This window comes from Streptomyces sp. NPDC042201 (assembly GCF_055582185.1).
Genome location: NZ_JBVJDS010000008.1, coordinates 64,208 through 88,580, shown reverse-complemented (window position 1 = coordinate 88,580; position 24,373 = coordinate 64,208). Strand labels below are relative to the sequence as shown.

Here is a 24,373-nt window from a genome sequence, read left to right as displayed (position 1 = left end):
GCTCCTCGTCGTCCTGGCTTGCCTCTTCCCCGTGGTGCTGGGCTTCACCCGGGAGAGGGCACTCGGGCTCTTCATTCGGGCCGCTCGATCGGCTCGATCGGCCCGGTCGGCCCGGTCTGCCCGGTCTGCCCGGTCTGCCCGGTCTGCTGGTGGAGTTCGTTCAGATGGACGCGCGGGACGCGGGAGCCGATGCGGGTGACGATCTCGTACGCGATGGTGTCCGCGGCCTCGGCCCAGTCCTCGACGCTCGGCTCGCCCTGGTCGCCGGGGCCGAAGAGGAGGGCGGGGCTGCCCGGTTCCGGGGTGTCGCCGCCGAGGTCGACGACGAACTGGTCCATGGCCACCCGCCCGGCCACCCGCCGCCTGACCCCGCCGACCAGGACGGGCCCACGGCCCGAGGCATGGCGGGGGATGCCGTCGGCGTACCCGAGGGGGATGAGGCCGAGGGTGGTCTCCCTGGGCGTGAGGTAGTGATGCCCGTAGCTGACGCCATGGCCTTCCGGTACCCGCTTGACGAGGGCGACGGAGGCGGAGAGCGTCATCACGGGCCGCAGGCCGAAGTCCTGAGGGGTGCCCAGCTCCGGGCTGGGCGAGATGCCGTACATGGCGATCCCGGTCCGTACGAGATCGAAGTGCGACTCGGGGACGGTGAGGGTCGCCGGCGAGTTGGCGATGTGCCGGACCTCGGGCTCGATGCCCTCCTTCTCGGCGTACGCGATCATCTCGTGGAACACGTCGAGCTGGGCGGCGACGGAGGGATGACCGGGTTCGTCGGCGCACGCGAAGTGCGACCAGAGGCCGGTGACCTGGACCTCGCCGGCGGCCTGCGCGGCGAGGGCGGCGGCGACGAGTCCTGGCCAGTCCGCGGGCTGACAGCCGTTGCGGCCGAGGCCGGTGTCGGCCTTGAGCTGGATCCGGGCCGGGCGGCCCGCCTCGCGCGCGGCGGCGGTCACCTCGCGCAGCGCCCACATCGCGCTGACGGACATGTCGAGGCCGGCCTCGATGCCCTCCCGCCAGGGGTCGCCGGGCGTCCAGAGCCAGCACAGCACCCGGCTGTGGATGCCCGCGGCCCGCAGGGCGAGCGCCTCGTGCGGGGTGGCGGTTCCCAGCCAGGTGGCCCCGGCGTCGAGGGCGGCGCGGGCGACGGGCACCATGCCGTGGCCGTACGCGTCGGACTTCACGACAGCCATCAGCGCGGTGCCGGGCCCCACGCGCGCACGCAGCGCACGCACATTGCCCCGCAGGGCGGCGAGATCGACTTCGGCGCGCGCCCGGAGGCCGGCCGAGGTCTGCGTCATTTCGGTCATCGCGCCCAGTCTCTCAGAGCCGCCCCCGGGGGCCGACGACGCGGCAGGGGTCTATCTGGACGTTCGCCCGGGTTAGTGGGGTTTGGGGTGATACCTGTATCGGGTATCTCTGGCGGCGTTGACAGATGCTGCTCGGAGGAGACCGACGATGGCACAAGGCACAGTGAAGTGGTTCAACGGTGAGAAGGGCTTCGGGTTCATCCAGCAGGATGGCGGCGCCCCGGACGTGTTCGTCCATTTCTCCGAGATCATCGGCAATGGATACCGGAGCCTGGACGAGAATCAGCGGGTCGAGTTCGAGGTCGCGCAAGGCCCCAAGGGTCCGACGGCCGCGCAGGTACGAGCCCTCTGACCGATCGCACCACCAGCGACACCCGGAGAGTCAGGACCCTCCGGGTGTCCGCGTGCGCGCTCATCCGACGACCGGGGGGAGCGTTCCCGCCCCCTCCGTGGCCGCCGGCTCACCCCGCCACGTTCGCCCACGCCTCCGGCAGCTTCTCCGCCACGTCGTGCGCCGCCACCGGCGCTCCCCCTGACGCCAGACGTGCCGCCAGGCCGTGGAGATAGGCCGCCACCGAGGCGGCGTCGCGGGCCGCCAGGCCCGAGGCCAGCAGCGAGCCCGACAGGCCCGAGAGGATGTCGCCGCTGCCCGCCGTCGCCAGCCAGGGCGTGCCGGTGGGGTTCACCCGGACCGGGACACCCGGGTCCGGGTCGGCGACCAGCGTCGTCGAGCCCTTCAGCAGCACCGTCGCGCCGTACCGCGCCGCCAGTTCCCGTACGGCCGTCAGCCGGCCCGACTCGACCTCCTCGCGAGGGACGCCCAGCAGCGCCGCCGCCTCTCCCGCGTGCGGGGTGAGCAGGGTCGGGGCCGTACGGCTGCGTACCGTCGCCGCGTCCAGCAGCCGCAGGCCGTCGGCGTCCACCAGCACCGGGACGTCCGAGGCCAGCACGTCCGCCACGGCGGACTCCGCCTCCGACCCGTCGCCGAGGCCCGGCCCCGCCGCCCAGGCCTGGACGCGGCCCGCCTTCGACGGCGGGCCTTCGTGTACCAGCGTCTCCGGGAAGCGCGCGATCACCGCCTCGCTGCCCGGCCCGGTGTACCGGACCGCCCCGGCGCCGCCCCGCAGCGCGCCCGCCACCGCGAGCACCGCCGCGCCCGGATAGCGCGCGGATCCGGCGACGATGCCGACCACGCCCCGCCGGTACTTGTCGCTCTCGCCCGTGGGCACCGGCAGCAGCCGCGCCACATCCGCGTGCTGGAGCGCCTCCAGCTCGGGCACGGACGGCAGATGCGGTGCGAGTCCGATGTCCACGAGCCGTACCGCCCCCGCGTACTCCCGCGCCGGATCGATCAGCAGGCCCGGCTTGTACGTACCGAACGTCACCGTCACGTCCGCGCGTACCGCCTCTCCCGCCACCTCGCCGCTGCCCGCCTCCACCCCGCTCGGCAGGTCGACGGCGACGATCACCGCCCCGGAGCCGTGCGCGGCCCGTGCCACCGGCACGGCGTCCGGGCGCAGTCCGCCGTGTCCGCCGATGCCGGTGATGCCGTCCAGCACCAGATCGGCGGCGGCCAGCGCCGCGAACGGATCATCGGCGACCCGCCCGCCCGCGCCGAGCAGCGCCGCCAGCCCGGCCGGATGGGCGCGGCCGGGGGCGAGCAGCACCGCCGTCACCCCGGCGCCCCTGCGGGCCAGCCGGGCCCCGGCGTACAGGGCGTCGCCTCCGTTGTCCCCGCTGCCGGCGAGCAGGACGACCCGCGCCCCGTACACCCGGCGCAGCAGGCCGGCGCAGACCGTGGCGAGACCGGCGGCGGCGCGCTGCATGAGCGCGCCCTCCGGCAGCCGTGCCATCAGTTCCCGCTCGGCGTTCCTTGCCGTCTCCACGCTGTACGCAGTACGCATGCGGTCAGCCCTCCTCCGTTCAACCCTCGGCGATCACTACGGCGGACGCCACCCCCGCGTCGTGGCTGAGCGAGACATGCCAGCTCCGTACGCCCAGCTCGGCCGCGCGCGCCGCCACCGTCCCGCGTACCCGCAGCCGCGGCTGCCCGCTCTCCTCCACGTACACCTCGGCATCGGTCCAGTGCAGCCCGCCGGGTGCGCCCAGCGCCTTGGCCACGGCCTCCTTGGCGGCGAACCGCGCCGCCAGCGAGGCGACCCCGCGCCGCTCCCCGCTCGGCAGCAGCAATTCCTTCTCCGCGAAGAGCCGTTGGGCCAGCTGCGGCGTACGTCGCAACGACTCCGCGAACCGGGCGATCTCCGCCACGTCGATCCCCACCCCGATAATCACCCGGCAGCCACCCTCACCCCAGCCTCACTCCCGCCCTCATGTCGGCCCCGCTCCGTATCTCACTCCACCGTCACGGACTTCGCCAAGTTCCTCGGCTGGTCCACCTCGTTGCCCCGCGCCGTCGCCAGCTCGCACGCGAACACCTGCAACGGCACCGTCGCGACCAGCGGCTGGAGCAGCGTAGGCGTCGCCGGGATACGGATCAGATGGTCCGCGTACGGCACCACCGCCTCGTCCCCCTCCTCCGCGATCACGATCGTCCGCGCGCCCCTGGCCCTGATCTCCTGGATGTTCGACACGATCTTGTCGTGCAGCACCGAGCGGCCACGCGGCGACGGTACGACCACCACCACCGGCAGATCCTCCTCGATCAGCGCGATGGGACCGTGCTTCAGCTCGCCCGCCGCGAACCCCTCGGCGTGCATGTACGCCAGCTCCTTGAGCTTGAGCGCACCCTCCAGGGCCACCGGATAGCCCACATGGCGGCCCAGGAACAGCACCGTCTTCTTGTCCGCGAGCGAGCGCGCCAGCTCCCGTACCGGCTTCATCGTCTCCAGGACGCGGTCCACCGCGCCGGAGATCCGCGACAGGTCCCGGATGACGGCCCGGATCTCGTCACCCCACTTGGTGCCGCGCAGCTGCCCCAGATACAGCGCGACCAGATAGCACGCCACCAACTGGGTCAGGAACGCCTTGGTGGACGCTACGGCGACCTCGGGACCGGCGTGCGTGTACAGGACCGCGTCCGACTCGCGCGGGATCGTCGAACCGTTCGTATTGCAGATGGCCAGCACCTTCGCGCCCTGCTCACGGGCGTGCCGCAGCGCCATCAGCGTGTCCATGGTCTCGCCGGACTGCGAGATCGCGATCACCAGCGTGCGCGGGTCCAGGATCGGGTCGCGGTAGCGGAACTCACTCGCGAGCTCCACCTCGCACGGCATCCGGGTCCAGTGCTCGATGGCGTACTTCGCGATGAGCCCGGCGTGGAAGGCCGTCCCGCACGCCACGATCACGACCTTGTCCGCCTCCCGCAGCACCGACGCCGGGATGCGCACCTCGTCGAGCCTCAGCGATCCCTCGGCGTCGATCCGCCCGAGCAGCGTGTCCGCGACCGCCTTCGGCTGCTCGGCGATCTCCTTGAGCATGAAGTAGTCGTAGCCGCCCTTCTCGGCGGCCGAGGCGTCCCAGTCCACGTGGTACGAGTGGACCTCGGCCGGCGCGCCGTCGAAGTCGGTGACGGTCACCCCGTCCCTGCGCAGCTCGACCACCTGGTCCTGGCCCAGTTCGATCGCGGAGCGCGTATGCGCGATGAACGCGGCGACGTCCGAGGCGAGGAAGGACTCGCCCTGGCCGACGCCGACCACGAGCGGGGAGTTGCGGCGCGCGCCGACGACCACGTCCGGCTCGTCCGCGTGCACGGCGACGAGCGTGAAGGCGCCGTCGAGGCGCCGGCACACCTGCCGCATCGACTCGGCGAGATCGCCGCACGACGAGAAGGTCTCGGCGAGCAGATGCGCCACCACCTCGGTGTCGGTCTCCGACTCCAGGTCATGGCCGCGCTCTGCCAGCTCGGCCCGCAGCGCCGCGAAGTTCTCGATGATCCCGTTGTGTACGACGGCCACGCGCCCGGCGTTGTCCAGATGCGGGTGGGCGTTGACGTCGGTCGGGCCGCCGTGGGTGGCCCACCGGGTATGCCCGATCGCGGTGACGCCGCTCGGCAACGGCCGTTCCACCAGCGCCTTCTCCAGGTTGACGAGCTTGCCCGCCTTCTTCGCCGAGGCCAGTCCGCCGTCCGCGAGCACCGCGACTCCGGCGGAGTCGTAACCCCGGTACTCGAGCCGCTTGAGGCCCGCGATGACCACATCAAGCGCCGACTGTCCGCCGACGTAACCCACGATTCCGCACATGTCGGCAGCCTACGGTGCACTGCCCCGCGCCCCCCGTAACTCATCCTGTGGCAGGGTTTCGCCGTCGGAATCCCCGTCGGGATCACCGTCGAAATCGTCATCGAAATCCTCTGGTGGCGGCCACCACCGACCGCATTCAATGGGGCTTCGTGACACTCCGCACGCTGCTCACCCTGCCCCGCATGCTCCGCCACGGCGCGGCCGTCGGCGCGGACCTGCCGCCCGACGCGGCCGTGGTCCTCGATCCGGCCGCCCCCGAGCTGCGCGCCGCCCTCACCGCGGCCTCCGCCGGCGATCACGGACCGGCCAGGGAGCTGCTCGCCGCCACCCGTCTGGGCGCCGAGTGGGAGCGCCGCGGCAGCTGGGTGCCCCGCCTCGCCGAGAGCGCGCTGCACAACCCCGGCTGGCTGGACGGCTGGCTGGCCCAGGACCCCGACAACCCCGACGCCGTACTGGTCAAGGCCGATCTCCGCGTCAAGCAGGCGTGGGAGATACGGACCGGCGCCCGGGCCAAGGATGTGCCGAAGGATCAGTTCCAGGCGTTCTTCGCGCTGCTGGACGACGCGGCGCCGGTGATCGGGGCCGCGGCCGAGCTGAATCCGGCCGATCCGGTGCCGTGGCAGGTGGCGCTGACGCACGCGCGGGGCAGCCAGGCGCCGCGCGAGGTCTTCGACGCGTACTGGACGGAGGCCACGCTCCGCGCCCCGCACCACTACGGCTGCCATCTGGCGGCGATGCAGTACCTGTGCGACAAGTGGTACGGCTCGCACGAGGAGATGTTCGACTTCGCGGAACGCGCCGCGCAGGGGGCGCTGCCGGGGTCGAAGCTGCACGCCCTGCCGCTGCTCGCGGCCGTCGAGTACGACGTGGTGGCCGACCGCGCCGGGCGGGGCACGACGGACGGGCCGATCGGACGGGCCCGTATCGACACGGCGATCGAACGGGCGCTGACCCTGTCCGCCGGCTCTCCGCCGGGCGATCCGGAGGCGGCGGGCGTACGCAACCACCTCGCCCTGATGCTGATCCTCGCGGGCCGGCACGACGAGGCGCTGGAGCAGTTCCGGGCGGTGGGCGTGCAGGCGACCGAGCTTCCGTGGGCGTATTTCGGTGACGCGCGGCAGGAGTTCCTGGACTTCCGTACCGGCGTACGGATGCATGTGGCGTCGCGGATCCCGTTCTTCTCGACACCGAAGACCCCGGACGTACCGGCCCAGGTCCCGTACCGCCACCACGCCCCGCGCTCCCTGGCCCTGGTCGGCGCACCGCCCCACAAGGTCGCGGAGGCGGCGCTGCTGTGCGGCGTGCGGCTGCGGATCGCCCCGGCGCCCGGCAGCACGTCGTACGTCGAGCTGGCCGCCGACGCCTCCCCCGGCAAACGCGCGACGCTCCTCGGCGAGGAACGCCTCACCGCCGCGGCCGACAGCTTCACCACCGGCGAGCGCTGGCCCGCGCTCGTCCTGCGCAGAACCGCGGACCGGCACGGCTTCACCCTGCTGCACAAGGGCAGGACGGTCGCCGACCACGAGTGGGATCCGGCGGCGCCGGTCCCCGACCTCGCGACGGCCGCCGCCACGGCCCGTACGCTCGCCACGGTCTACTCCATCGCCGACCCGCGCCCGCTCACCCGGCTGCTCCGCGGCTCGGACGACCCCGCCCGCCGGCAGAGCGCGCTGGTGGCGGCCCTCGGCCTGCCCCCGCTCCCACCGGACTTCGGCGAACAGGACGAGGTCCTCACCGCGCTGCCGGGCGCCCAGGTCCTCGTCCGGCGCGGGGTGCTGGCCGGCATCAGGGACACCCTCTCCACAGAACCGGGCCATCCCCCTCCCCCGCCACAGCCGGTCTTCCCCCGCCCCCGCCGCTGGTGGCTCCCGCGCGTCCTGGGCCTGCTGGTCTTCCTCCCCGCCACGGCCTACGCCTGGTGGTCCCCCGACATCGGGCTGCTCCGCTCCGCCCTGACCACGATCGCCACGCTCTGGCTGGCGTCCCAACTCACCAGGGCCTGGCGGCAGCGGGACCGGCCGGCCGCCGCAGGGCTCGGCCACGTGACCCAGCACACCATCCACAACCGCCCCGTAGCCCCGACAATGGCTGCGTGATCAGTTTGCCCATACGAAACCCCCAGCGCCGGGGCGAGCACGGGCCGACCCCGTACGTCGACCTCACCCGCGCCGAGTGGAGCGCGCTGCGGGACAAGACTCCGCTGCCGCTGACCGCCGAGGAGGTCGAACAGCTGCGCGGGCTCGGCGATGTCATCGACCTCGACGAGGTACGGGACGTCTATCTGCCGCTCTCCCGGCTGCTCAATCTCTATGTCCAGGCCACGGCCGGGCTGCGGGGCGCGCTGAACACCTTCCTCGGCGACGCGGGCAACGGGCACGGCGCCCAGCGCGGCACGCCCTTCGTCATAGGGGTCGCGGGCAGTGTGGCCGTCGGGAAGTCCACCGTCGCGCGGCTGTTGCAGGCGCTGCTGGCGCGCTGGCCCGAGCATCCCCGGGTCGAACTCGTCACCACCGACGGCTTCCTGCTCCCGATGAAGGAGCTGGAGTCGCGCGGCCTGATGTCGCGCAAGGGCTTCCCGGAGTCGTACGACCGGCGGGCCCTGACCCGGTTCGTCGCCGACATCAAGGCCGGCAAGGACGAGGTCACCGCGCCCGTCTACTCACATCTGATCTACGACATCGTGCCCGGCGAACTGCTCACCGTACGGCGGCCGGACATCCTCATCGTCGAAGGGCTCAACGTCCTCCAGCCCGCGCTGCCGGGCAAGGACGGCAGGACGCGGGTCGGGCTCGCCGACTACTTCGACTTCAGTGTGTACGTGGACGCCCGCGCCGAGGACATCGAGACCTGGTATCTCAACCGGTTCCGCAGGCTGCGCGAGACGGCCTTCCAGAACCCCTTCTCGTACTTCAGGAAGTACACCCAGGTCTCCGAGGAAGAGGCCCTGGACTACGCCCGTACGATGTGGCGGACCATCAACAAGCCCAATCTGCTGGAAAATGTGGCCCCGACGCGGGGCCGCGCCACCCTGGTCCTGCGCAAGGGCCCGGACCACAAGGTCCAGCGGCTGTCTCTGCGCAAACTCTGAATCCCCGCATCTCCGAATCCCGCACACTTCGCACTTCGAGGAGCCGTCGGCGTGCTGCATCTGCGTCTGCTCGTACCCGCCGACCGCACCGACGAGGTCCTGCGGGCGGTGGAGCGGACCGTCGGCACCGCGCATCTCGCCGTCGTGCCCGGCGCCTCGCGCGATCCGCGGGGCGATCTGGTCATGTGCGACGTGGCGCGCGAGGCGGGCGACGAGCTGATCGCCGAGCTGCGCGCCCTCGGGATCGACGAGTCCGGGTCGATCGCCGTGGAGAACATCGATCTGTCGCTGTCCCAGCGGGCCGACAAGGCGGAGGAAGAGGCTCCGGGCGAGGGCGCCGACGCCGTGCTGTGGGAGCAGCTGGCGGAGGCGACCCACGAGGAGTCCACGCTCTCCTTCACCTATCTGGCGTTCCTCACCCTCGCGACGATGATCGCGGCCTGCGGTGTGGTGATGGACAACGCGATCCTGATCGTGGGCGCGATGGCCGTGGGACCGGAGTTCGGCCCGCTGGCCGGGGTCTGTACGGCGGTGGTGCGGCGCGCCCCGCTGCTGGTGTGGCGCTCGCTGGTCGCGCTGATCGCCGGGTTCGCCCTGGCGATAGCGCTGACGACCGGCTTCAGCCTGCTGATGGACGCCTTCGGGCTCTTCACGGAGTCGATGCTGGAGGCCGACCGGCCGAACACCGCGTTCATCTGGAACCCGGACATGTTCTCGGTCGTGGTCGCGGGGCTCGCGGGCGTGGCCGGGATGCTCTCGCTGACCTCGGCGAAGTCGGGCCTGCTGGTGGGGGTCGCCATCTCGGTGACGACGGTCCCGGCGGCCGCCAACGCGGCGGTCGCGCTCGGCTACGGCGAGTTCGCCCAGGTCTGGGGCTCCACCAGCCAGCTGCTGCTGAACCTCGCGGGCATCGTGGTCGCCGGGACGCTCACCCTGCTCGTACAGAAGGCGCTCTGGGCGACCCAGCAGGGCCGTATACGCCGCGACGGCACCCCGGCGTCCAAGAGGTTTTAGGTCCTGTCCGGCCGGGGCGCTCCCGCTCGCGGTTCAGCTCAGCGCTCCCGCGCGGGTCAGCCCAGCGCCGACTTGACGGCGTCCGCCAGCCGGCTCGCCACCGACCTCGCCTGGTCGATGTCCGCCGCCTCGACCATGACCCGTACCAGCGGCTCCGTACCCGACGGGCGCAGCAGGACCCGGCCCGTGGAGCCCAGTTCGCGTTCGGACTCGGCGACCGCCGCGGCCAGTTCCGCAGACGTCTTCACCCGCGACTTGTCGACGTCGGGCACATTGATCAGCACCTGGGGCAGCCGCTCCATGACGGCCGCGAGGTCGGCCAGCGTACGGCCGGTCGCGGCGACCCGGGCCGCCAGCATCAGGCCGGTCAGCGTGCCGTCGCCGGTCGTCGCGTGGTCGAGGACGATGACATGGCCCGACTGCTCACCGCCGAGGGCGTAGCCGTGCTCCTTCATCGACTCCAGTACGTACCGGTCGCCGACCGCGGTCTCGACGAGGTGAATGCCCTCGCGCTCCATCGCGATCTTGAAGCCGAGGTTGGACATGACCGTCCCGACCACCGCGTCGCCGCGCAGCGTGCCCGCCTCGCGCATCGCCAGGGCCAGCACGGCGAGGATCTGGTCGCCGTCGACCTCCTCGCCCGCCGCGTCCACGGCCAGACAGCGGTCCGCGTCGCCGTCGTGGGCGATGCCGAAGTGCGCGCCGTGCTCGACGACCGCGGCCTTCAGCTGGCCCAGATGCGTGGAGCCGCATCCGTCGTTGATATTCAACCCGTCCGGCTCAGCGCCGATCGTGATGACCTCGGCGCCGGCCCGGGCGAAGGCCTCGGGCGAGACCCGGGCGGCAGCGCCGTGCGCCTCGTCCAGGACGACCGTGAGCCCGTCGAGCCGGTTCGGCAGCACACCGATCAGATGTGCCACATATTGATCGAAACCTTCGTCGTACGAGCGGACCCGGCCGACGCCCGCCCCGGTCGGCCTGGTCCAGGGGGCCCCGGTGCGGTGCACCGTGTTCTCCAGGTACGCGGCCTCGATCCGGTCCTCCAGCTCGTCGGCGAGCTTGTGCCCGCCCCGGGCGAAGAACTTGATGCCGTTGTCGGGCATGGCGTTGTGGCTCGCGGACAGCATCACGCCGAGGTCGGCGCCCAGCACCCCGGTGAGATACGCCACCGCGGGGGTGGGCAGCACACCGACGCGCAGGACGTCCACGCCCGCGCTCGCGAGACCCGCCACCACGGCGGCCTCCAGGAATTCGCCGGAGGCCCGGGGATCACGCCCGACCACCGCCGTGGGCCGATGCCCCTCGAACGTCCCCACCTCGGCGAGCACATGCGCCGCCGCGACCGACAGACCGAGCGCCAGCTCTGCCGTCAGATCAGCGTTGGCGACACCGCGCACACCGTCCGTGCCGAAGAGTCGTCCCACAGCTCTCCCTCCGAAAACGCCCAGAGCTGAACCGCTCCGAACGAAAATGCTCCGAAAATGCAAACTCTTGAGCGCCTGATGCTGTTATACGCCCGAGTCGACCGATAAACGAACGCCCCGGCAGCACGGAGTGCCGCCGGGGCGTTCGGGTGCCGTAGAGGCGTTGAGAGCCTGTACCGGCCAGCGAGCGACTAGCGCTTGCTGTACTGCGGGGCCTTACGGGCCTTCTTGAGACCGGCCTTCTTGCGCTCGACCGCGCGGTCGTCGCGGCTCAGGAAGCCGGCCTTCTTCAGCGGGGCGCGGTTGTTGTCCACGTCCGCCTCGTTCAGCGAGCGGGCCACGCCGAGGCGCAGCGCGCCGGCCTGGCCGGAGACGCCGCCACCCGAGATACGGGCGACGACGTCGTAGCGGTTGTCGAGCTCGAGCACCTTGAAGGGCTCGTTGACAGCCTGCTGGTGCACCTTGTTGGGGAAGTACTCCTCAAGGGTGCGACCGTTGATCTTCCACTTGCCGGTGCCCGGGACGATCCGGACGCGGGCGATGGCGTTCTTGCGGCGGCCCAGGCCGGCGGCCGGCTGGGGGTCGCCGAAGCGGGACGCCAGGGACTCGGAGGTGTACTCACCCTCGACGGGGGTCTCCGACTCGAAGGTCGTCACCTCGGCGAAGGTCTCTTCGACCTCGGCGCCTTCGACGGGGTTCTCAACAGTGGACTCGGCCACGATGCTCCTCAGATTTCTTTTCGTCTTAGGGGGTGGCCGGAACTACTGCGCGACCTGGGTGATCTCGAACGGGACCGGCTGCTGAGCAGCGTGCGGGTGCTGGTCGCCCGCGTAGATCTTCAGCTTCGAGAGCATCTGACGACCCAGGGTGTTCTTCGGGATCATTCCCTTGATGGCCTTTTCCACAGCCTTCTCGGGGTTCTTGGCCAGCAGCTCGTCGTAGCGGACGGAACGCAGACCACCCGGGTAACCCGAGTGGCGGTACGCCATCTTCTGGGTCCGCTTGTTGCCGGACAGGTGCACCTTCTCCGCGTTGATGATGATGACGAAGTCACCAGTGTCGACGTGGGGTGCATAGATCGGCTTGTGCTTACCCCGGAGAAGGGATGCGGCAGTGGTCGCCAGACGGCCCAGGACGATGTCCTGCGCGTCGATGATGTGCCACTGGCGCGTCACATCGCCGGGCTTGGGGCTGTACGTACGCACGGTCGTATGCCTTCGCTTCTTCAGTGAATGGGTCCTGACAAGGCCACCTGGACGATCACGACAGCCCTGGCTGGCATACGGGGACGCAACCCGCTGCCTGCCGCTGGTCATCGGCCCGGCGGACCGGCGTAAGGGCCCATCACGTGAGAATGAACAAGCCAATACGCATAACGAACCAGCAGAATACCCGGGCTCCCCCACCTGGGTCAAAATGACAGGGACCAGGTCCTGTCCGGGACGGGGACCAGGTCCCTAGCGGGCGCGCACCACGCGTCGCTCGTCCCAGACCGGCTCCGGCGTCTCCCGTACGACTCCGTCGGAGCCGAACACAAGATACCGGTCGAAGGTGCGGGCGAACCAGCGGTCGTGGGTGACCGCGAGCACCGTGCCCTCGTACACCTCCAGCCCCTCCTGAAGGGCCTCCGCGGACTCCAGGTCGAGGTTGTCCGTCGGCTCGTCCAGCAGCAGCGCCGTCGTGCCCCGCAGCTCCAGCAGCAGGATCTGGAAGCGCGCCTGCTGCCCGCCCGAGAGCTTCTCGAAGGGCTGGTCGCCCTGGCGCTCCATCTCGTACCGGCGCAGCACGCTCATCGCGCCGCCCCGGTCCTTGGCGTGCTCCGTCCACAGGATGTCGACGAGCGTCCGTCCCAGCAGCTCGGGGTGGGCGTGTGTCTGCGCGAAGTGCCCGGGGACGACCCGCGCGCCCAGCTTCCACTCCCCGCCGTGCCGGACGTCCTCCCCGGCCAGCAGCCGCAGGAAGTGGGACTTCCCGGAGCCGTTCGACCCGAGGACGGCCACGCGCTCGCCGTAGTAGATCTCCAGCGAGAACGGCTTCATCAGGCCGGTCAGCTCCAGGTCCTTGCAGGTCACGGCCCGCACCCCGGTGCGCCCGCCACGCAGCCGCATGGTGATCTCCTGCTCGCGCGGCGGCTCCGGCGGCGGCCCCGCCTCCTCGAACTTCTTGAAGCGCGTCTGCATCGCCCGGTAGCGCGAGGCCATGTCGGGGCTGATCGCCGCCTGCTGCCGCAGCCGCAGCACCAGCGCCTTCAGCCGGGCGTGCTCCTCGTCCCAGCGCCGCTTCAGCTCCTCGAAGCGCGCGAAGCGCTCCTTGCGCGCCGCGTGGTACGTATCGAACCCGGCGCCGTGCACCCATACGTCCGAGCCGGCCGGACCGGGCTCGACGCTCACGATCTTCTCCGCCGCCGTGGCCAGCAGCTCCCGGTCGTGGGAGACGAAGAGGACCGTCTTACGGGTCTCCTTCAGCCGCTCCTCCAGCCAGCGCTTGCCGGGCACGTCCAGATAGTTGTCCGGCTCGTCGAGCAGCAGCACCTCGTCGGGCCCGCGCAGCAGCGCCTCCAGCACCAGCCGCTTCTGCTCGCCGCCGCTGAGCGTGCGCAGCTCGCGCCACTGCGCCTTCTCGTACGGGACACCCAGCGCCGCCGTCGTGCACATGTCCCAGACCGTCTCGGCCTCGTACCCGCGCGCCTCCGCCCAGTCGCTCAGCGCCTGCGCGTACCGCATCTGCGCGGCCTCGTCGTCGACGGTCATGATCCCCTGCTCGGCCTCGTCGACGGCGGCCGCCGCCTGCCGGATCCGTGGCTGTGCGACGGAGACCAGCAGGTCACGGACCGTACGCTCGTCGCGCACCGATCCCACGAACTGCGACATCACGCCGAGCCCGCCGCTGACCCTCACCGTGCCGCCGTGCGGCTGCAGCTCCCCCGCGATCAGCCGCAGCAGTGTCGTCTTGCCCGCGCCGTTGCCCCCGACCAGGGCGACGACGGCGCCTTCTCCCACCCGGAACGAGGCGTCGCCGAGCAGCACCCGTCCGTCGGGGAGGTAGTACTCCAGGTGCGCTGCCTCTAGATGTCCCATGTCCGGCATTGTCGGTGCAGGCGTCGCCAACGCCCAAACGTTTTCTCCCGCACCCCGGTACAGGCCCGTCCACCCCCGCCGTAAACTGCGCGGCATGAGCTTTGGGCAAGGGGGACCACCCTGGGGCGGCTCCGGTTCACCGGGGCAGGATCCGTACGGATCGCAGCACGGACCGCAGGACCCGTACGGATCCCAGAACCCGCACGGATCACCGGACCCGTACGGATCGCAGACACCCGACTGGGCGGCACTGGCGGACGCTTCCGCCTCACGCACCCGCCGCAAGCGCTGGACGCTGATCGGCGGCGGTGTGCTCGCGACCGTCACGGTCGCCGCGATCGTGGCGACCGCCGTCGTCTTCATGGACGGCGGCGGCGACGACCGCGCCTCGGACAAGAACGCGACGGAACCGGCCGCCCCCACCGAGCTGCCGAGCGAGTCCGCCGAGCCCGAGCCGTCCTTCTCCTCGGTCGCGCCGCTGCCGCCGCCGAACCCCAAGGACTTCGTCTCCAGCGCCGACAAGGACAAGGCGCCGCTGAGCGCCGACACCCTCTTCCCCGGCCGGAAGCTCACGATGGGCAGCCGCGTCTACCAGAAGGGCGCCACGAGCAACACCACCAACTGCGCCGCGGCGACGCAGGGCACGCTCGGCTCCGTCCTCGCCTCCAACAGCTGCGACCGGGTCATCCGCGCCACGTACAGCAAGGACGGCGTCGCCGTCACCATCGGTGTCGCGGTCTTCGAGAAGGAGGCGCAGGCGCTGAAGGCCAAGAACGAGGTGGACCAGCGCACGGGCGGGCTGGCCTCGCTCTCCGGGGCCGGCGTCGGGACGTTCTGCCGGGCCCCCTCGGTCTGCCGCAAGACCACCAACTCGTACGGCAGGTACGTCTACTTCACGGTCGGCGGCTTCACCGACGGCACGAACGTCACGAAGGCGAGCAAGGACGTCTTCACCACCGGTGACGACATAGCGGAGTTCACCTTCCGTCAGATCCACCAGCGCGGCAAGACCCAGGCCTCGGCCGCGGCGACGGCCCCGGTCGAGCAGTAGGGCCGGCCGCGGCCGGCCCCACCGACACCGCCGTCCTTCGAACCGACGGCGCCCCCGGCCTCAGCAGCAGCCGGCCCCGCCGCCCAGCGTCCGCTTGTTGCGGGCCTCACGATTGCGCGCGCCCAGCAACGCGTCGGCCGGGTAGCCGACTTCCTCCAGCGTCAGCCCGTGCGGCCGTACGACATGCACCGCCGAGTCACGCACCCCCGCGGCCAGCACCTTCGCCGGCCACTCCACGGGCCGGTGCCCGTCCCCCACGAACAGCAGCGCGCCCACCAGCGAGCGCACCATGTTGTGGCAGAAGGCGTCCGCCCGCACGGTCGCGGTGATCACTCCGTGCGCGTCCCGCTGCCACTCCAGCTTCTGGAGCGTACGGATCGTCGTCGCGCCCTCGCGCCGCTTGCAGTACGCCGCGAAGTCGTGCTCGCCCAGCAGCCCGGCCGACGCCGCGTTCATCGCCGCCACGTCCAACGGCCAGTCGTGCCACAGCACATGACCACGCAGCAACGGATCCACGCCGCCGGGGTGGTCCACCACCCGGTACGCGTAACGCCGCCAGCTCGCCGAGAACCGCGCGTTGAAGCCCGTGGGGGCCTCCGCCACCCGCCAGACCCGTACGTCGTGCCCCAGCCGCCCCGCGAGCCGCCGCAGCAGCCGCTCCTGGTGCTCGGCCCACACCTCGTCGGGCAGGTCCACATGCGCGACCTGCCCCCGCGCGTGCACCCCGGCGTCCGTGCGCCCGGCGACCGTCAGGTCGTACGTCCGCGAGGACCGTGTCACCGTACGCAGCGCGTCCTCGATCTCCCCCTGGACGGTGCGCCGGGTCTTCTGCTTCGCCCAGCCGGAGAAGTCCCTGCCGTCGTACGAGAGATCCAGCCGCACCCGTACGTGTCCGGGCGCGGGGCCCTCGATGTCCTCGCTCACCTGTCGATCCTCTCAAAGCGGAACGGGCCCGCCCCCGTGAGGGAGCGGGCCCGTCCATCAGCCGTCAGAACGCTCAGGCGTCCTTGGACTCGGCCTCGGCGGCCGGCTTGGCGTCCTCGACGGTCTCGGCCGGAGCCTCGTCCTTCTTGAGGGCGTCTTCCTTGACCGCGCGCTTCGTCGCCGCCTCGGCCTCACCGGTGGCTTCCTGCGCCACGGTCAGGGCCTCGACCAGCTCGATGACCGCCATCGGGGCGTTGTCGCCACGACGGTTGCCGATCTTGGTGATGCGCGTGTAACCACCGGGGCGGTTCTCGTACCGCGGGGCGATCTCGGTGAAGAGCGTGTGGATGACGCTCTTGTCCGTGATCGACTGCAGCACCTGGCGACGGTTGTGGATGTCGCCCTTCTTCGCCTTGGTGATGAAGCGCTCCGCGATCGGGCGCAGGCGGCGGGCCTTGGCCTCGGTCGTGGTGATGCGGCCGTGCTCGAAGAGCGACTTCGCGAGGTTCGCGAGAAGCAGCTTCTCGTGCGCAGCGCTGCCGCCCAGACGGGCGCCCTTGGCGGGCTTCGGCATGGTGTTACTCCTTCATATCTGCACCGGCCGTGTCAGGTACCGATGTCAGTTCCCGCGAGGCGGCCGCCCCGCGGAAGAGAAATCAAGCCGGTCCGGACGGTGCCGGACGCGGAGCTCAGTACTGCTCGGTCTCCACGAAACCGGCGTCCGCGTCGTCGTCCGCGCCGAAGGCGTCCGCCGCGGCGGTCGGGTCGAATCCGGGCGGGCTGTCCTTGAGCGCCAGGCCCATGCCGGCCAGCTTCGCCTTGACCTCGTCGATCGACTTCGCACCGAAGTTACGGATGTCGAGCAGGTCGGCCTCGGAACGCGCCACGAGCTCACCCACGGAGTGGATGCCCTCGCGCTTGAGGCAGTTGTACGACCTAACGGTGAGCTCCAGCTCCTCGATCGGCAGGGCGAGATCGGCGGCGAGCGCGGCGTCCGTCGGGGACGGACCCATGTCGATGCCCTCGGCGTCGATGTTGAGCTCGCGCGCCAGACCGAACAGCTCGACCAGCGTCTTACCGGCGGACGCCATGGCGTCGCGCGGCCGCATGGCCTGCTTGGTCTCGACATCGACGATCAGCTTGTCGAAGTCGGTGCGCTGCTCGACACGGGTCGCCTCGACCTTGTACGTGACCTTGAGCACCGGGGAGTAGATGGAGTCGACCGGAATACGGCCGATCTCCTGGCCCACCTGCTTGTTCTGCACGGCGGAGACATAGCCGCGACCGCGCTCGACGGTCAGCTCCATCTCCAGCTTGCCCTTGCCGTTCAGCGTCGCCAGCACGAGGTCCGGGTTGTGGACCTCGACACCGGCCGGCGGGGCGATGTCAGCAGCGGTGACCAGGCCGGGGCCCTGCTTGCGCAGGTACATCACGACCGGCTCGTCGTGCTCCGAGGAGACGACCAGCTGCTTGATGTTGAGGATGAGGTCGGTGACGTCCTCCTTGACGCCCGGCACGGTGGTGAACTCGTGCAGGACACCGTCGACCCGGATGCTGGTGACAGCCGCACCGGGGATCGAGGAGAGGAGCGTACGACGCAGAGAGTTACCGAGCGTGTAGCCGAAGCCCGGCTCCAGCGGCTCGATGACGAACCGCGAGCGGTATTCGTCGACGACCTCTTCGGTCAGCGAAGGACGCTGAGCGATAAGCATGAGAAATGCCTCCAGTCTTGGCACCCACTATTTGATGCCAACGAAACAAGGGTACGGGCGGTACGGCACCGAAGCGCCGTACCGCCCGTGTCAATCCAGCCCTGCTGCCCCGGCGACGGGGACAGGGTCAGACGCGGCGGCGCTTCGGAGGGCGGCAGCCGTTGTGCGGGGTGGGGGTGACGTCCTGGATCGAACCCACCTCGAGGCCGGTGGCCTGGAGGGAGCGGATCGCGGTCTCACGGCCGGAGCCGGGGCCCTTGACGAAGACGTCGACCTTGCGCATGCCGTGCTCCTGCGCGCGACGGGCAGCCGACTCGGCGGCCATCTGCGCGGCGAAGGGAGTGGACTTACGCGAGCCCTTGAAGCCGACATGGCCGGCGGAGGCCCAGGAGATCACGTTGCCCGAGGGGTCCGTGATCGAGACGATCGTGTTGTTGAACGTGCTCTTGATGTGGGCGTGCCCATGAGCGACGTTCTTCTTTTCCTTGCGGCGCACCTTCTTGGCTGCGCCCTGACGGCCCTTAGGAGGCATGTCTTTACTCCTGCGTGGAGGTGGTCGGTCCTACAGCGAAGACCGCTGGTGAGCGTCCGCTGAGGACTACTTCTTGCCCGGCTTCTTCTTGCCGGCGATGGCGCGACGCGGACCCTTGCGGGTACGAGCGTTCGTGCTGGTGCGCTGACCGTGCACCGGCAGGCCGCGGCGGTGACGCAGACCCTGGTAGCAGCCGATCTCGACCTTGCGGCGGATGTCGGCGGCGATCTCGCGACGAAGGTCACCCTCGGTCTTGAGGTTGGCGTCGACGTACTCGCGGATCTTGACGAGGTCTTCCTCGGCCAGATCGCGGACGCGGACGTTCGCGTCGACGCCGACGGCGGCGAGCGTCTCCTTGGACCGGGTGCGCCCGATGCCGAAGACATAGGTGAGGGCGACCTCGACGCGCTTTTCGCGCGGGAGGTCAACGCCTGCGAGGCGTGCCATTCATGGCTCCTGTTGATGTCGGAGGTCTTCCACAGTGTCTGTCCCGGACATGACCGTCCCCGCACCTGGGCAGGGACGAGTCCGGGTCTCCGGCCTCCGCCGGAGGTGTCGACACCCGCAGGGGGGTCGGACACTGCGTATTAACGAGTTGCTCGCGTCGCGCGAAGTACTGCGAGAGGCAGGCGGTCGTGCGTCAGCCCTGGCGCTGCTTGTGGCGCAGGTTGTCGCAGATGACCATGACCCGACCGTGACGGCGGATCACCTTGCACTTGTCGCAGATCTTCTTGACGCTCGGCTTGACCTTCATGGGATTGAGGTTCTCCGGGTCAGTGCCGGCACCCCGACTAAGGGGTGTCAGCAAGATCTACTTGTATCGGTAGACGATCCGGCCACGCGTCAGGTCGTACGGAGACAGCTCCACCACGACCCGGTCATCGGGAAGGATTCGGATGTAGTGCATCCGCATCTTGCCGCTGATGTGCGCGAGGACCTTGTGACCGTTCTGGAGTTCCACCTTGAACATGGCGTTCGGGAGGGACTCGATCACGGTGCCCTCAATTTCGATGGCACCTTGCTTCTTGGCCACGCTTCGCCCTTCGAATCGGCTACCTTGATCGACTCCAACAGCCGCATGCGGACACACGGGTACACCAGAGCCGACGCGTCAGTCTACGGCAGCACATCTGAAAAGACGAATCCGTGGAGTTTGCCCACCGGCGGAGATTTTTAAGCCAGCGGGTCGGGCGCCGCCGTCACGCCGAGCTCCGCCAGCTTGGCCTTGCCGCCGTCCGGGGCCGTCAGAACCAGCGGGCCTTCCTCCGTGAGAGCCACCGAGTGCTCCCAGTGCGAGGACCAGGTGCCATCGGTCGTGATGACCGTCCACTGGTCCTCCAGCACCTCCGTGCGGGGGGTACCGAGCGACACCATGGGCTCGATCGCCAGGCAGAAGCCGGGGATCAGCTTCGGGCCCTTGCCGCGCTTGCGGGAGACGTAGTTCAGCAGGTGCGGGTCCATGTGCATCTCCGTACCGATGCCGTGACCGCCGTACTCCTCGATGATCCCGTACTTGCCGCCGCCCGGACGGGGCTGGCGGCGGATGTACGTCTCGATCGCCCGGGACACGTCGACCAGCCGGCCGCCGTTGCGCATCGCCGCGATACCGGCCCACATCGACTCCTCGGTCACCCGGGAGAGCTCGACCAGCTCCGGGGCGTGACCGGTGCCGACGAACGCCGTGAAGGCCGCGTCGCCGTGCCAGCCGTCGATGATCGCGCCGGCGTCGATGGAGATGATGTCGCCGTCCTTGAGGACGGTCTTCTCGTCGGGGATGCCATGCACCACGACATCGTTCACCGAGGTGCAGATCGTGGCGGGGAACCCGCCGTACCCGAGGAAGTTCGGCTTCGCGCCGTGGTCGGCGAGCACCTTGCGGGCCACCTGGTCCAGATCCTTCGTGGTGGCGCCGGGCACCGCGGCCTCGCTCGTGGCCGCGTGCACGGCGGCGACGACCAGTCCCGCCTCGCGCATCTTCGCGATCTGCTCGGGAGTCTTGATCTCCACCATGACTGCGCCTTCCGCCTGACTCTCAATGACTCTTGGTGACGTTGTTACGACTGGTTGTGCCCCGTTCAACAGTACGGCCGTGGTGTCCGAGGGACGCCACGGCCGTACTGGTCACACCTTGCTTCAGGACTGCGCGGCCCGGTCCCGCTGAAGCGCCTCCATCGCACGCTTGGTCACATCGGTGACCGTACCGAGCGCCGAGATCGTGACCACGAGGCCCTGGGCCCGGTAGTGGTCGATGATCGGCTCGGTCTGCGTGTGGTAGACCTCCAGCCGGGTCCGCACCGTCTCCTCGGAGTCGTCGTCCCGCTGGTACAGCTCGCCGCCGCACTCGTCGCAGACACCCTCGCGCTCCGGCGGGCTGTACGTCTCGTGGAAGACGTGCGCGCTGTCGTTGCGGCAGATACGCCGGCCGGCGATCCGCTTCACGACCTCTTCGTCCGGGACCTCCAGGTCCAGGACCGCGTCCAGCGTCACACCATCCGCCGCCAGCGCCTCGTCCAGCGCCACCGCCTGCGACACATTGCGCGGGAAGCCGTCCAGCAGGAAACCCTTCTGGGCGTCCGGCTGGGCCATGCGGTCCAGCGCCATCGCGATGGTTACCTCGTCGGGCACAAGGTTCCCGGCGTCCATGTATGCCTTCGCCTGTTTGCCGAGGGCGGTGCCCTGGCTGATGTTGGCGCGGAACAGGTCACCCGTGGAGATGTGCGGGATCGACAGGTTTTTGGCGAGGTACGCAGCCTGCGTTCCCTTGCCGGCACCGGGCGGTCCGACGAGGACGATTCGCATCAGCGGAGGAACCCTTCGTAATTACGCTGCTGAAGCTGGCTCTCGATCTGCTTCACGGTTTCCAGACCCACACCCACGATGATCAGGATGCTTGTCCCGCCGAACGGGAAGTTCTGGTTCGCACCGCCGAAGCCTGCCAACGCCATCGTCGGGACAAGAGCGATCAGCCCCAGGTACAGCGAGCCCGGCCAAGTGATCCTGTTGAGCACGTAGCTCAGATACTCGGCAGTAGGTCGACCTGCCCGGATACCCGGGATGAAGCCACCATACTTCTTCATGTTGTCGGCGACTTCTTCGGGGTTGAACGAGATCGCCACGTAGAAGAAGGCGAAGAACACGATCAGCAGGAAGTACGTCGCGATGTAGTACGGGTGGTCACCCTTGACGAAGTGTGCCTCGATCCATGTCTTCCAGCCCGAGCTCGAGTTGGAGAACTGCGCCACCAGCGCCGGGATGTAGAGGAGCGACGACGCGAAGATGACGGGGATCACACCCGCCTGGTTCACCTTCAACGGGATGTACGTCGACGTACCCCCGTAGGACCTGCGGCCGATCATGCGCTTCGCGTACTGCACGGGGATCCGGCGCTGCGCCTGTTCGACGAAGACGACCAGGCCCACCATCACGAAGCCGATCAGAATGACCGTGCCGAACTCGATCCAGCCCTTGGCGAGCGTGCCGCTCTGCTTGATGGCCCACAGCGCACCGGGGAACCCGGCGGCGATCGAGATGAACATCAGAATGGACATGCCGTTGCCGATGCCGCGGTCGGTGATGAGCTCACCGAGCCACATGACCGCCGCGGTACCCGCGGTCATGGTGATCACCATCGTGACGGTGACGAAGATCGACCGGTCGGGAACGATCTCTGTGGCTACTGGGCAGCCACTGAACAGCGCGCCGCTGCGCGCGGTCGCGACCAGGCCGGTGCCCTGCAGCACGGCGAGGGCGACCGTCAGATAACGGGTGTACTGAGTGATCTTCGACTGGCCGGACTGACCCTCCTTCTTGAGGGCCTCCAGCCTGGGAATGACCACGGTCAGCAGCTGCAGAATGATGCTCGCGGTGATGTACGGCATGATGCCGAGCGCGAAGATCGTGATCTGCAGCAGCGCCCCGCCGCTGAACATGTTCACCAGACCGAACAGGCTGTTGTTGCCCTTCTGGGCCGCGTCAACACAAGTCTGGACATTCTCGTAACTGACACCCGGTACGGGGATATGTGCCCCGAGCCGGTACAGCACGATAATGGCGAGTGTGAAGAGCAGCTTCTTGCGCAGGTCGGGCGTCTTGAACGCCCGGGCGAACGCGGTGAGCACGGTGCCTCCTGCGACCCCCGCGCTACTGCGTCAGAGGTGACGGTATTGAGGATCGACGGATAAGGGACAAGCGAAACCGCGCGGGGAACCCCTGCGGACACACCGCGCGGCGGGGGTCCGGGGGCGAGCCCCCGGCTTCAATACACCAACAATGCACGCCACCTTACCGGCGACAGTGCCCACCGTGGAACGACCAACCGGGGATGCCCCTTTTGAGAGGCATCCCCGGTCGGTGTTCAGGCCATCGAGTTGTCTCAGACGAGCTCGGTGACGGTGCCGCCGGCGGCGGCAATCTTCTCCTTGGCGGAGCCGGAGACGGCGTCAACCGAAACCTGCAGCGCCACGGAGATCTCGCCCTGGCCCAGGACCTTGACGAGGCTGTTCTTGCGGACCGCACCCTTGGCGACCAGATCGGCCACCGTGACCTCGCCGCCCTCGGGGTAGAGAGCGTCGAGCTTGTCCAGGTTCACGACCTGGTACTCGGTGCGGAACGGGTTCTTGAAGCCCTTGAGCTTCGGGAGACGCATGTGGAGGGGCATCTGCCCACCCTCGAAGCGCTCCGGAACCTGGTAACGGGCCTTGGTGCCCTTGGTACCACGACCTGCGGTCTTACCCTTGGACGCCTCACCACGACCCACACGGGTCTTGGCGGTCTTGGCGCCCGGGGCAGGACGGAGGTTGTGGACCTTCAGCGGCTTCTGCTCCGCCATGTCAGTCGACCTCCTCAACCGTCACGAGGTGGCGGACGGTCTGCACCATGCCGCGGAACTCGGGACGGTCATCCTTGACCACCACGTCGTGCAGGCGCTTCAGCCCGAGCGAACGCAGGGTCTCGCGGTGGTTCTGCTTGCTGCCGATGTACGACTTCGTCTGCGTGATCTTGAGGCGAGCCATTACGCACCCGCTCCCGCACGCGCACGCAGCAGAGCCGCGGGGGCGACGTCCTCGAGGGGCAGACCGCGGCGGGCCGCGATCTCCTCGGGACGCTGCAGGCCCTTGAGGGCCGCCACGGTCGCGTGCACGATGTTGATCGCGTTGTCCGAGCCGAGCGACTTCGACAGGATGTCGTGGACGCCCGCGCACTCGAGCACGGCACGCACCGGGCCACCGGCGATAACGCCGGTACCGGGGGAAGCCGGCTTGAGCAGGACGACGCCCGCGGCCTTCTCGCCCTGGATCGGGTGCGGGATGGTGCCCTGGATGCGGGGAACCTTGAAGAAGTTCTTCTTCGCTTCCTCAACACCCTTGGCGATGGCGGCCGGCACCTCCTTGGCCTTGCCGTAACCGACACCTACGGTGCCGTCACCGTCGCCCACCACGACCAGCGCGGTGAAGCTGAAGCGACGACCACCCTTCACAACCTTGGCAACGCGGTTGATCGCGACAACGCGCTCAACGTAAGCGGTCTTCTCGGCGGCAGGGCCACCGTCGCGACCCTTCCGGTCCCGCCGCTCGCCGCCACCGGCACCGCTTCCGCGGCGCTGGGGTCCAGCCATTGGATTTACCTCTCTCTGTTACGTCCGTTAGTCCCGGAACCGGGGCTTAGAACTTCAGCCCGGCTTCGCGGGCGGCGTCAGCCAGAGCGGCAATGCGCCCGGCGTACCTGTTGCCACCACGGTCGAACACGACGGCCTCGACACCGGCGGCCTTGGCACGCTCGGCGACCAGGGCGCCGACCTGCGTGGCCTGGGCGCTCTTGTCGCCCTCGCCACCGCGGATCGAGGTGTCCAGGGTCGACGCCGACGCGAGCGTGTGGCCCGCGATGTCGTCGATGACCTGCGCGACGATGTTGCGGTTGGAGCGCGTCACGACCAGACGAGGACGCTCCGGCGTACCGGAGACGTGCTTACGGACGCGGATGTGGCGACGCTTGATGGCGGCGCGCTTGTACGCGTCACCCTTGGCGATCTTTACACCGTATGCCATG

At 69.7% G+C, this 24,373-nt stretch carries 27 protein-coding genes; 5 read left to right on the top strand and 22 right to left on the bottom strand.

The genetic code is table 11. The features are described from left to right. Positions 1-71: 71 nt before the first annotated feature. Positions 72-1,298 carry an alanine racemase gene (gene alr / locus ACZ6MZ_RS20555; protein WP_469353734.1) on the bottom strand — a complete coding sequence of 409 codons (1,227 nt, stop codon included), beginning with the start codon at positions 1,296-1,298 and terminating at the stop codon, positions 72-74. Between the two features lie 157 nt (positions 1,299-1,455). Here alr and ACZ6MZ_RS20550 point away from each other — a divergent pair, with 157 nt between their 5' ends. After that, positions 1,456-1,659: a cold-shock protein gene (locus ACZ6MZ_RS20550; RefSeq protein WP_384188833.1), complete on the top strand. Its 204-nt coding sequence runs from the start codon at positions 1,456-1,458 to the stop codon at positions 1,657-1,659. A 109-nt stretch (positions 1,660-1,768) separates the two neighbouring features. Here ACZ6MZ_RS20550 and ACZ6MZ_RS20545 read toward each other — a convergent pair whose 3' ends face one another. From ACZ6MZ_RS20545 to glmS, 3 genes are read right to left on the bottom strand one after another with little or no spacing between them, the layout of a single operon-like run. After that, the gene (locus tag ACZ6MZ_RS20545; RefSeq protein ID WP_469353416.1) at positions 1,769-3,211 is read right to left on the bottom strand and encodes an NAD(P)H-hydrate dehydratase; all 1,443 of its coding nucleotides are present in this window, start codon (positions 3,209-3,211) and stop codon (positions 1,769-1,771) included. 19 nt (positions 3,212-3,230) lie between these two features. Then, complete coding sequence (locus ACZ6MZ_RS20540; protein ID WP_384188837.1) at positions 3,231-3,599, bottom strand: holo-ACP synthase; 369 nt, start codon at positions 3,597-3,599, stop codon at positions 3,231-3,233. A 59-nt stretch (positions 3,600-3,658) separates the two neighbouring features. Further along, entirely contained in the window at positions 3,659-5,506 is a 1,848-nt protein-coding gene (gene glmS, locus ACZ6MZ_RS20535; protein ID WP_384336268.1) for a glutamine--fructose-6-phosphate transaminase (isomerizing), read from the bottom strand. 149 nt (positions 5,507-5,655) lie between these two features. On the opposite strand from glmS, the gene ACZ6MZ_RS20530 reads away from it, so the two are divergent. The 3 genes from ACZ6MZ_RS20530 to ACZ6MZ_RS20520 are packed head-to-tail and all read left to right on the top strand — an operon-like array spanning position 5,656 to position 9,608. Then, positions 5,656-7,602: a hypothetical protein gene (locus ACZ6MZ_RS20530; protein ID WP_469353413.1), complete on the top strand. Its 1,947-nt coding sequence runs from the start codon at positions 5,656-5,658 to the stop codon at positions 7,600-7,602. After that, the gene (gene coaA / locus ACZ6MZ_RS20525) at positions 7,599-8,594 is read left to right on the top strand and encodes a type I pantothenate kinase (protein WP_469353411.1); all 996 of its coding nucleotides are present in this window, start codon (positions 7,599-7,601) and stop codon (positions 8,592-8,594) included. The genes ACZ6MZ_RS20530 and coaA overlap by 4 nt, the downstream gene beginning before the upstream one ends. 51 nt (positions 8,595-8,645) lie before the next feature. After that, positions 8,646-9,608: a DUF389 domain-containing protein gene (locus tag ACZ6MZ_RS20520; protein ID WP_469353409.1), complete on the top strand. Its 963-nt coding sequence runs from the start codon at positions 8,646-8,648 to the stop codon at positions 9,606-9,608. Positions 9,609-9,664: 56 nt separating this feature from the next. Here ACZ6MZ_RS20520 and glmM read toward each other — a convergent pair whose 3' ends face one another. From glmM to ACZ6MZ_RS20500, 4 genes are all read right to left on the bottom strand, one after another. Further along, positions 9,665-11,032 carry a phosphoglucosamine mutase gene (glmM, locus tag ACZ6MZ_RS20515; protein WP_389676118.1) on the bottom strand — a complete coding sequence of 456 codons (1,368 nt, stop codon included), beginning with the start codon at positions 11,030-11,032 and terminating at the stop codon, positions 9,665-9,667. A gap of 191 nt (positions 11,033-11,223) precedes the next feature. Then, a complete protein-coding gene (gene rpsI / locus ACZ6MZ_RS20510) occupies positions 11,224-11,751 on the bottom strand; it encodes a 30S ribosomal protein S9 (RefSeq protein ID WP_389791180.1) in 528 nt (175 codons plus the stop codon). Positions 11,752-11,793: 42 nt separating this feature from the next. After that, positions 11,794-12,237: a 50S ribosomal protein L13 gene (gene rplM, locus ACZ6MZ_RS20505; protein WP_384188850.1), complete on the bottom strand. Its 444-nt coding sequence runs from the start codon at positions 12,235-12,237 to the stop codon at positions 11,794-11,796. A 252-nt stretch (positions 12,238-12,489) separates the two neighbouring features. Beyond that, entirely contained in the window at positions 12,490-14,109 is a 1,620-nt protein-coding gene (locus tag ACZ6MZ_RS20500; protein ID WP_389788538.1) for an ABC-F family ATP-binding cassette domain-containing protein, read from the bottom strand. 94 nt (positions 14,110-14,203) lie between these two features. On the opposite strand from ACZ6MZ_RS20500, the gene ACZ6MZ_RS20495 reads away from it, so the two are divergent. Continuing rightward, positions 14,204-15,160 (top strand): hypothetical protein, encoded by a 957-nt coding sequence (locus ACZ6MZ_RS20495; protein ID WP_469353407.1) that lies wholly within the window; start codon positions 14,204-14,206, stop codon positions 15,158-15,160. A 60-nt stretch (positions 15,161-15,220) separates the two neighbouring features. On the opposite strand, the gene truA is transcribed toward ACZ6MZ_RS20495, so the two are convergent. The 14 genes from truA to rplR all read right to left on the bottom strand — a co-directional run bounded on the left by truA (position 15,221) and on the right by rplR (position 24,372). Continuing rightward, entirely contained in the window at positions 15,221-16,084 is an 864-nt protein-coding gene (gene truA, locus ACZ6MZ_RS20490; RefSeq protein WP_469353406.1) for a tRNA pseudouridine(38-40) synthase TruA, read from the bottom strand. A 73-nt stretch (positions 16,085-16,157) separates the two neighbouring features. Further along, the gene (rplQ, locus tag ACZ6MZ_RS20485) at positions 16,158-16,658 is read right to left on the bottom strand and encodes a 50S ribosomal protein L17 (protein ID WP_384188858.1); all 501 of its coding nucleotides are present in this window, start codon (positions 16,656-16,658) and stop codon (positions 16,158-16,160) included. 115 nt (positions 16,659-16,773) lie between these two features. Continuing rightward, the gene (locus tag ACZ6MZ_RS20480; protein ID WP_146481858.1) at positions 16,774-17,796 is read right to left on the bottom strand and encodes a DNA-directed RNA polymerase subunit alpha; all 1,023 of its coding nucleotides are present in this window, start codon (positions 17,794-17,796) and stop codon (positions 16,774-16,776) included. A gap of 127 nt (positions 17,797-17,923) precedes the next feature. Then, positions 17,924-18,328: a 30S ribosomal protein S11 gene (rpsK, locus tag ACZ6MZ_RS20475; RefSeq protein WP_003956432.1), complete on the bottom strand. Its 405-nt coding sequence runs from the start codon at positions 18,326-18,328 to the stop codon at positions 17,924-17,926. 66 nt (positions 18,329-18,394) lie between these two features. Next, positions 18,395-18,775, bottom strand: a complete 381-nt coding sequence (rpsM, locus tag ACZ6MZ_RS20470; RefSeq protein ID WP_366393636.1) for a 30S ribosomal protein S13 — start codon at positions 18,773-18,775, stop codon at positions 18,395-18,397. Positions 18,776-18,968: 193 nt separating this feature from the next. Then, a complete protein-coding gene (rpmJ, locus tag ACZ6MZ_RS20465; protein WP_003956441.1) occupies positions 18,969-19,082 on the bottom strand; it encodes a 50S ribosomal protein L36 in 114 nt (37 codons plus the stop codon). A 57-nt stretch (positions 19,083-19,139) separates the two neighbouring features. Continuing rightward, complete coding sequence (gene infA / locus ACZ6MZ_RS20460) at positions 19,140-19,361, bottom strand: translation initiation factor IF-1 (protein ID WP_003956442.1); 222 nt, start codon at positions 19,359-19,361, stop codon at positions 19,140-19,142. A 140-nt stretch (positions 19,362-19,501) separates the two neighbouring features. Further along, on the bottom strand, positions 19,502-20,338 hold the full coding sequence (gene map, locus ACZ6MZ_RS20455; RefSeq protein ID WP_469353402.1) for a type I methionyl aminopeptidase: 837 nt from the start codon (positions 20,336-20,338) through the stop codon (positions 19,502-19,504). A gap of 123 nt (positions 20,339-20,461) precedes the next feature. Then, positions 20,462-21,127, bottom strand: coding sequence for an adenylate kinase (locus tag ACZ6MZ_RS20450; protein WP_384188862.1), 666 nt, complete (start codon positions 21,125-21,127; stop codon positions 20,462-20,464). Then, positions 21,127-22,446, bottom strand: a complete 1,320-nt coding sequence (secY, locus tag ACZ6MZ_RS20445) for a preprotein translocase subunit SecY (protein WP_384188864.1) — start codon at positions 22,444-22,446, stop codon at positions 21,127-21,129. The genes ACZ6MZ_RS20450 and secY overlap by 1 nt, the downstream gene beginning before the upstream one ends. A 254-nt stretch (positions 22,447-22,700) precedes the next feature. Next, the gene (gene rplO, locus ACZ6MZ_RS20440; RefSeq protein ID WP_384188866.1) at positions 22,701-23,156 is read right to left on the bottom strand and encodes a 50S ribosomal protein L15; all 456 of its coding nucleotides are present in this window, start codon (positions 23,154-23,156) and stop codon (positions 22,701-22,703) included. 1 nt (position 23,157) lies between these two features. Next, on the bottom strand, positions 23,158-23,340 hold the full coding sequence (rpmD, locus tag ACZ6MZ_RS20435; protein WP_384188868.1) for a 50S ribosomal protein L30: 183 nt from the start codon (positions 23,338-23,340) through the stop codon (positions 23,158-23,160). Further along, positions 23,340-23,942, bottom strand: a complete 603-nt coding sequence (rpsE, locus tag ACZ6MZ_RS20430) for a 30S ribosomal protein S5 (RefSeq protein WP_254372698.1) — start codon at positions 23,940-23,942, stop codon at positions 23,340-23,342. Before rpsE ends, rpmD begins: the two co-directional genes overlap by 1 nt. 46 nt (positions 23,943-23,988) lie before the next feature. After that, positions 23,989-24,372, bottom strand: coding sequence for a 50S ribosomal protein L18 (rplR, locus tag ACZ6MZ_RS20425; protein WP_384188870.1), 384 nt, complete (start codon positions 24,370-24,372; stop codon positions 23,989-23,991). Position 24,373: the final 1 nt, after the last annotated feature.